This window comes from Marivita sp. (assembly GCF_965656765.1).
Classification (GTDB): domain Bacteria; phylum Pseudomonadota; class Alphaproteobacteria; order Rhodobacterales; family Rhodobacteraceae; genus Marivita.
Genome location: NZ_CBFHLV010000102.1, coordinates 1 through 6,533, shown reverse-complemented (window position 1 = coordinate 6,533; position 6,533 = coordinate 1). Strand labels below are relative to the sequence as shown.

The window sequence follows — 6,533 nt, the reverse complement described above, 5'->3', positions numbered from 1 at the left end:
CTTTTGTGACCGGCTATATCCTCAAGCGTTTGCTGTCTGCGATTCCGGTCCTGCTGGGTATCACGGTGATCGTGTTTCTGATCATGGCCTTGATTCCCGGTGATCCGGCGACAGCGATCCTTGGCAGCTATGCGACACCGGAGAAAGTGGAGAAGCTGAACCGGGATCTCGGGCTTGATAAGGGGTTGGTACAGCAGTACTTCATCTGGCTGGGCAATATGCTGACCGGCGATTTTGGGACGTCGTTTGCGCTCAACCGTCCGGTTCTGGACGAGGTGCTTGAGCGGTTCAATGCGACGTTGATACTTGCCGGGTCGGCTTTTGTGTTGTGTGCGTTTCTGGGCATTGTCGCTGGCGTGTTTTCAGCCGCAAACCAATATGGGTTGGCGGATAAGGCCATAACATTTGTCGTGCTTTTGGGCATTTCGATCCCATCATTTTTCCTTGGTATGATGATGATCCTGTTCTTTGCCGTGAATCTGCGGTGGTTCCCGGTGTCTGGCATGTGGCCCATTTACGGGGATCGCGATCTGGGCGCGCTGCTGTCGCATCTGACCATGCCAGCATTGGCTTTGGCCGTCGTGGCGACAGGCGTAATTGCGCGGCTGTCGCGGTCGGCAATGCTCGAAGTATTGCGTCAAGATTTCATTCGCACCGCACGCGCCAAGGGCGTGCATGAGCGCGGTGTGATCTGGCGTCACGCGCTTCGGGCTGCGATGGTGTCGATCATCCCGGTTTTGGGCATTCAAGCGGGGTTTGTGCTGTCAGGTGCGGTCTATATCGAGATTGTCTTTCAGTGGCCCGGCGTGGGGCGGATGCTGGTCGATGCGATCCTGACGCGTGATATCTTGCTGGTGCAGGGCGGCGTGGTGTTCGTTGCTGCCTGCTATGTCCTGTTCAACATCATGGTCGACGTGGCGCAGAGCCTGCTTGATCCGAGGATTAAGACATGAGGGCGTTTCTGGTTCTTCTGGCGCGGAACCGGCTTGCGTTGGCGGGCGGCATTGTGATGACGCTGGTGGTGCTCCTGGCGGTCCTGACACCAGTTCTTCCGCTTGCCGATCCGGATGTGACCAACACGAGCAGTCGGTTTCAGCCGATATTCTCGGAAGGAGCGTTACTTGGAACCGACCATCTGGGGCGCGATCTGCTGTCACGCTTGATGTGGGGGACACGGTTGTCCTTGGCGGTGGGGTTCGCAGCCGCCATTGTTGCTGCCACGCTTGGGGCGGCAATCGGGATCATCGCCGGGTTTTATGGCGGACGCATCGACAACATCATCATGCGTGGTGTCGATATGCTGATGGCGTTTCCGTATATCCTTTTGGCTTTGGCGATTGTTGCGGCGCTGGGACCAGGCCTGTTCAACGCGCTGATTGCGGTGGCGGCTGTGAACGTGCCGTTCTTTGCGCGCAACATTCGAGGCATCACCGTCGGTATCGCGCATAAGGAATTCGTCGATGCGGCACGGCTGGCGGGCCTTTCGAACACGCGGATCATTTTGTCCGAAATCCTGCCCAATGTCATACCGGTGATTGTGATTGCCATGTCCACCACCATCGGCTGGATGATCCTTGAGACTGCTGGTTTGTCCTTTCTTGGCCTGGGCAGCCAGCCGCCGCAGGCCGATCTGGGGTCGATGTTGGGCGAAGCGCGGTCGGCGCTGATCACCAATCCGCACACATCCGTGGTTCCGGGAGTGATGATCCTGATCATCGTGATGTCGATCAACCTGCTGGGCGATGGGGTGCGCGATGCGCTGGACCCCCGACTGAAGTCTGGTGCGCTGTCCCGGCCCATGGTGACGACGCAGGTGCGCCGGAGTGGCCCTGTGCCGGAACCGTCGGGCAAGGGGCTTTTGGAGGTGCAGGGGTTGGAGACGCAGTTCCATGTGAAGGACCGTGTCTATCGCGCTGTCGGGGGTGTCGATCTGCACGTCGAGACCGGCGAGTGTCTTGGCATCATCGGCGAAAGCGGGTCGGGGAAATCAGTCACGGCTCTGTCGTTAATGGGATTGGTGGCGTCACCGCCCGGAGTGATCACTGGAGGGGCAGTGCACTATGATGGCGAGGATCTGATTGGGGCGCCGTATCGTCGGCTGAGGGATATGCGTGGGCGCAACGTCGCCTATATCTTTCAGGATCCGCTGTCGACGCTGCATCCGCTTTACCGGGTTGGCGACCAGTTGATCGAAGCGATCCGGTCGCATCGTCCTATCGGCAAGGCTGAAGGACAGGCAAAAGCGGTCGAGTTGCTTAACGCGGTGCGCATTCCCAACGCGGAACAACGGGTGTCGGATTATCCGCACGAGATGTCGGGGGGCATGCGGCAGCGTGTGGGCATCGCGATGGCGGTGGCGAATGATCCGGATATCATCATAGCGGATGAACCGACGACGGCGCTGGATGTAACGGTGCAGGCGCAGGTCCTGACCATACTGGACGATCTGCGCCGGTCGCGGGGTCTTGCGATTGTGTTCATCACCCATGACTTTGGCGTGGTTGCGCAGTTATGCGACCGGGTCGCGGTGATGTATGCCGGGCGTATCGTCGAAGAGGGCAGCACCGACGATATCCTTCGCGCGCCACGTCATCCCTATACTGCGCGGCTGATGGCGTGTGTGCCGGAATTGGGGGGCGGTAAGCGGCGGCTTGAGTCCATCGCGGGATTGCCTCCGGTCGTGGATAACCTGCCCGAGGGCTGTGCTTTTGCGGATCGGTGCCTCAAGGTGCAACCGGAATGCCGAACCGGGCATATCGCGCTTGAGCAAACGGCGTCGCGCAAGGTGCGGTGTCTCTACCCAGAGCAAGACGCACGCGGGGTGGCGCAATGACGGACGCGTTGAAACTGACGGATGTGTCCAAGACTTTCCCGGTCGGCCGCACATTGTTCGGCGCGGCTAAGGGAGCCGTCAAGGCAGTGCACCCAGTGACGCTATCGGTGCGGCACGGCGAAACCTTGGGCGTCGTGGGCGAATCCGGTTGTGGGAAATCCACCCTCGCGCGGATGCTGGTCGGGCTTTTGGAGCCGACAACCGGAACGATTGAGATTGAGGGACAGGCGCTGGATACCGCTGATCCGGCGCTCTTTGGCAAGAAAATCCAATATGTCTTCCAAGACCCGATTTCATCATTGAATCCACGCAAGACGATCCGTCAGGTGATGGAAGCGCCGCTGAAGCATCTATACGGGATGGCAGCTGCCGACCGGCAACTTCGGATCGCCGAGATCTTTGACAGCGTGAACCTGCGCGAAGAATTTCTAGACCGCTACCCGCACGAGTTTTCGGGCGGGCAGGCGCAACGGATCGGCATTGCCCGTGCATTGGCGGCCAACGCGCGTATCTTGATCTTGGATGAACCTGTTTCGGCGTTGGACGTGTCGGTGCAAGCGCAGGTGTTGAACCTGTTGGCTGATCTCAAACGCGAACTTAATCTGACTTACTTGTTCATCAGCCACGATTTGGCTGTGGTTGAAGCGGTCAGCGACCGGATCGCAGTGCTCTATTTCGGTTCGGTGGTCGAGATTGGCCCCGCCGAAGAAGTGTTTGCGTCACCAAAACATCCCTATACTCGGTTACTTGCCCAAAGCGCGCCAGTCGTCGGTCGTCCGCTGACCGAACCCGAGGCCAAGGGCACCGAATTGCCAGATCCGTTGAACCCACCCTTGGGCTGCGCTTTCGCCGCGCGCTGCCCCCGCGCACAGGACCGCTGCCGAGGAGAGGTGCCGACACTTGCTCCTACGTCAGAGCATAGCGAAGTCGCGTGTTTTTTCCCACTGGGTGGCGCAGCATAACAGCGGGTCAAAGGGCCATAGCCAGACGCAAGAGTATCGGTCTGGTTACGGTCACTCGTTTTGTATTTGGATGAAATGGTGCCCCCACACGGCATGGCATTCCAGTCTCAGGGGACCCCAGCTAATCCCTTAGATGCTTGTAATGAATGTGTTTTCCTAGCGCGGCGATCTCAGGAGACCTTGCGTCATCCCAGTAAATCCCGTAGCTTGTGGGGGATAATTTGGGGGATATATTCTTGGGGAACCTAACAGCCCTCTTCATCAAATCCGCGCCGCCGGGCAAGCATGAGGATGGCCAGGGCCTGCGACTGATCAAGCGCGAGGATGGCGGCGGTCAATGGGTCTTCCGCTACACGCTTTACGGACGCCGTAGGGAAATGGGTCTCGGAGGCCTTAGGGCTCTCTCCTTGAAAGACGCACGGGACCTCGCCTCCGAGTATCGGACTTTGGTCGCCAAAGGCAAAGACCCCATCGAGCATCGACGCAGGCAACGCCAGGACGCCATGCGCGACCGCCATCTTCTAAAGGATGTAGCTTTGGATGCCTTCGAAAGCCGCAAGGCCGATCTCAAGGGGGACGGGGCTGCGGGACGATGGTATAGCCCGTTGGAGCATCATGTGCTGCCCAAACTCGGGTGGATGCCTGTCACCGAGATCACCCAGAATGATATCCGAGACGCCCTTGCACCGATCTGGCATTCCAAGGCTGCGACGGCCACGAAGGCGGCCAATCGCCTCAAGATCGTCCTGGATCACGCAGCTGCCTTGGGTCTCGATGTCGATCTGCAGGCCGTTGCCAAGGCTAAACAACTCCTCGGTCGGCAGCGGCATGAGGTCACATCGATCCCAAGCATGCCATAGGTGGATGTGCCTGCGTTCTACGCCTCGCTGGAGGAGCCGACGATCACGCATCTCGCGCTGCGGCTGCTCATCCTTACAGGGCTTCGCTCACGGCCCGTGCGGTTTGCGCGGCCGGAAGAAATCGACGGCGATATCTGGATCGTACCCGCCGAGAACATGAAGGCGCGCCTCGGCGCTGCGGAGGACTTCCGAGTCCCTCTCAGTGAAGAGGCACAACGTGTTATCGAGCTTGCCCGTCCCTACGAGCGAGATGGGTATTTGTTTCCGTCGGTTCGCAAGGGGGTCATCAGTGACGCGACGATGGCGCGGCTGATGGAGCGCAGGGGGTTGGAAGCACGTCCGCACGGCTTCCGGTCCAGCCTACGCACCTGGCTTGCCGAAGAGACGGACGCCCCGCATGAGGTGGCCGAGATGGTCCTGGCGCACGTATCCGACAGCAAGGTGGTCCGCACCTATCGCAAGACCGACTTCCTGGATCAGCGGCGGCCGTTGATGGAGAGGTGGGCACAGTTGTGCATGGGGTAGCGCCCCCAAAAACTGCGTGGGGCCGCAGGCCTTTTGAGGATTACTGCACCAAGGGGAATCAACCTTCCCGGTCCGCCTCGAATGCGCTCTTTCCCTTCCCGGCCCAGACTTCCCGCGCATGTTCTCCTTGGTCGCTCTGCAGCTTCGCGGCCATCCACAGGAGCCCGCCGTAGATCAGCGCACGGTTGTCGTTGGTCAATTCAACGATCCCGGACTTGACGACGAGACCACCCAGCTCAATCAGATGCCGGGTGCGTTTGCGGCGTTCGACCTGCCAGCTGCGCATATCATGCCGTGCCCGGGCGGCCTGATGCCGACGGCGCGCCGCCAGATTGTGTCGGAGTGCTTTTCGCGTCGCGGTCAGTCGCTTTTGCAGTTTTCCGCGACCGCCCTTGAAAGAACGCGGCCCCGCGTTTTGACCAGGCCTCCCTTTTTGCTACATCCGTAGTCTCGGCCAGCACGATCAACGCACCGGCGAGTTCCTCTGCACTGAATGCATCGGCTCCAGTGGCGATGACCAACTCGCCGAGTTGTTGCACCTTGCGTGTCTTCAGCTCTTTCGCCTTCTGCTCCAGTCCTTTCAACTCCGCGTCGTAATCCCGTGGTTTGCGCATTGCATCCTCCATAGAGTGTTGATGCCGCGATGATAGCCGGGCACCTTGCAGAAGGCTCCAGGGTCGTCGGGACGGTCCGAACCGGGCTGATCGCTCCCGAGATTTTATTGAGGGAGGGCGCGCTTATACGTCGTTCCGACGTCGGCGTTCTTGTGTAGATGATCGGGTCGTTATGGCGATCTATCATCTCCACGTGAAGGTCATCGGGCGCGCAGCTGGTTCCAGCGCGGTAGCGTCCGCTGCCTACCGCGCGGCGTCGCGATTGCGTGACGACCGGCTGGACCGCTCCCATGACTTCACGGCCAAGCGCGGTGTCGTGCATTCCGAGGTCCTGCTGCCGGAGACCGCACCCGAGGCATGGTCTGACCGCGAACAACTCTGGAACGCCGTCGAGGCGATCGAAGTCAGGCGTGATGCGCAGCTGGCCCGGGAGGTGGAGTTCGCCATTCCGCGCGAGATGAGTGAGGTGCAGGGCATCGCGCTCGCCCGCGATTTTGCGCAGTCGGAGTTTGTGGATCAGGGCATGATCGCTGATCTCAACGTGCATTGGGACAGGGGCGAAGACGGATTATCGAAGCCCCATGCCCATGTCATGCTGACGATGCGGTCTGTCGACAAGACTGGCTTTGGCCCGAAGATGCGGGACTGGAACCGCACGGGGATGCTGGAACGCTGGCGGGAACGATGGGCTGCGCTTGCCAATGAGCGGCTGGCGGAACTCGACATCGACGTGCGCATC

The 6,533-nt window shown here is 60.0% G+C and carries 6 protein-coding genes and 1 pseudogene; 5 read left to right on the top strand and 2 right to left on the bottom strand.

What is annotated here, in order from left to right; translation table 11 throughout:
• Positions 1–5 precede the first annotated feature (5 nt).
• The 4 genes and pseudogenes from ACTG4M_RS16760 to ACTG4M_RS16745 all read left to right on the top strand — a co-directional run bounded on the left by ACTG4M_RS16760 (position 6) and on the right by ACTG4M_RS16745 (position 5,180).
• Positions 6–953: an ABC transporter permease gene (locus ACTG4M_RS16760; RefSeq protein ID WP_439124812.1), complete on the top strand. Its 948-nt coding sequence runs from the start codon at positions 6–8 to the stop codon at positions 951–953.
• Positions 950–2,833 carry a dipeptide/oligopeptide/nickel ABC transporter permease/ATP-binding protein gene (locus tag ACTG4M_RS16755; protein WP_439124811.1) on the top strand — a complete coding sequence of 628 codons (1,884 nt, stop codon included), beginning with the start codon at positions 950–952 and terminating at the stop codon, positions 2,831–2,833. The genes ACTG4M_RS16760 and ACTG4M_RS16755 overlap by 4 nt, the downstream gene beginning before the upstream one ends.
• The gene (locus tag ACTG4M_RS16750) at positions 2,830–3,795 is read left to right on the top strand and encodes an ABC transporter ATP-binding protein (RefSeq protein WP_439124810.1); all 966 of its coding nucleotides are present in this window, start codon (positions 2,830–2,832) and stop codon (positions 3,793–3,795) included. The genes ACTG4M_RS16755 and ACTG4M_RS16750 overlap by 4 nt, the downstream gene beginning before the upstream one ends.
• A gap of 221 nt (positions 3,796–4,016) precedes the next feature.
• A pseudogene (locus tag ACTG4M_RS16745) lies at positions 4,017–5,180 on the top strand (tyrosine-type recombinase/integrase).
• 58 nt (positions 5,181–5,238) lie between these two features.
• Here the strand turns inward: ACTG4M_RS16745 and ACTG4M_RS16740 are convergent.
• Together ACTG4M_RS16740 and ACTG4M_RS16735 are read right to left on the bottom strand one after the other, a co-directional pair.
• Positions 5,239–5,466: a conjugal transfer protein TraD gene (locus ACTG4M_RS16740; RefSeq protein WP_439124809.1), complete on the bottom strand. Its 228-nt coding sequence runs from the start codon at positions 5,464–5,466 to the stop codon at positions 5,239–5,241.
• Between the two features lies 1 nt (position 5,467).
• The gene (locus ACTG4M_RS16735; protein ID WP_439124808.1) at positions 5,468–5,794 is read right to left on the bottom strand and encodes a conjugal transfer protein TraD; all 327 of its coding nucleotides are present in this window, start codon (positions 5,792–5,794) and stop codon (positions 5,468–5,470) included.
• Positions 5,795–5,966: 172 nt separating this feature from the next.
• Here ACTG4M_RS16735 and mobQ point away from each other — a divergent pair.
• The coding region (gene mobQ / locus ACTG4M_RS16730) for a MobQ family relaxase (protein WP_439124807.1) at positions 5,967–6,533 on the top strand (567 nt) is incomplete at its 3' end.

Coding starts and splice junctions, on each gene's coding strand:
- ACTG4M_RS16755 (WP_439124811.1), top strand. CDS start 950: ATGAGGGCGTTTCTGGTTCTTCTGGCGCGGAACCGGCTTGCGTTGGCG.
- ACTG4M_RS16750 (WP_439124810.1), top strand. CDS start 2,830: ATGACGGACGCGTTGAAACTGACGGATGTGTCCAAGACTTTCCCGGTC.
- ACTG4M_RS16740 (WP_439124809.1), bottom strand. CDS start 5,466: ATGCGCAGCTGGCAGGTCGAACGCCGCAAACGCACCCGGCATCTGATT.
- ACTG4M_RS16735 (WP_439124808.1), bottom strand. CDS start 5,794: ATGCGCAAACCACGGGATTACGACGCGGAGTTGAAAGGACTGGAGCAG.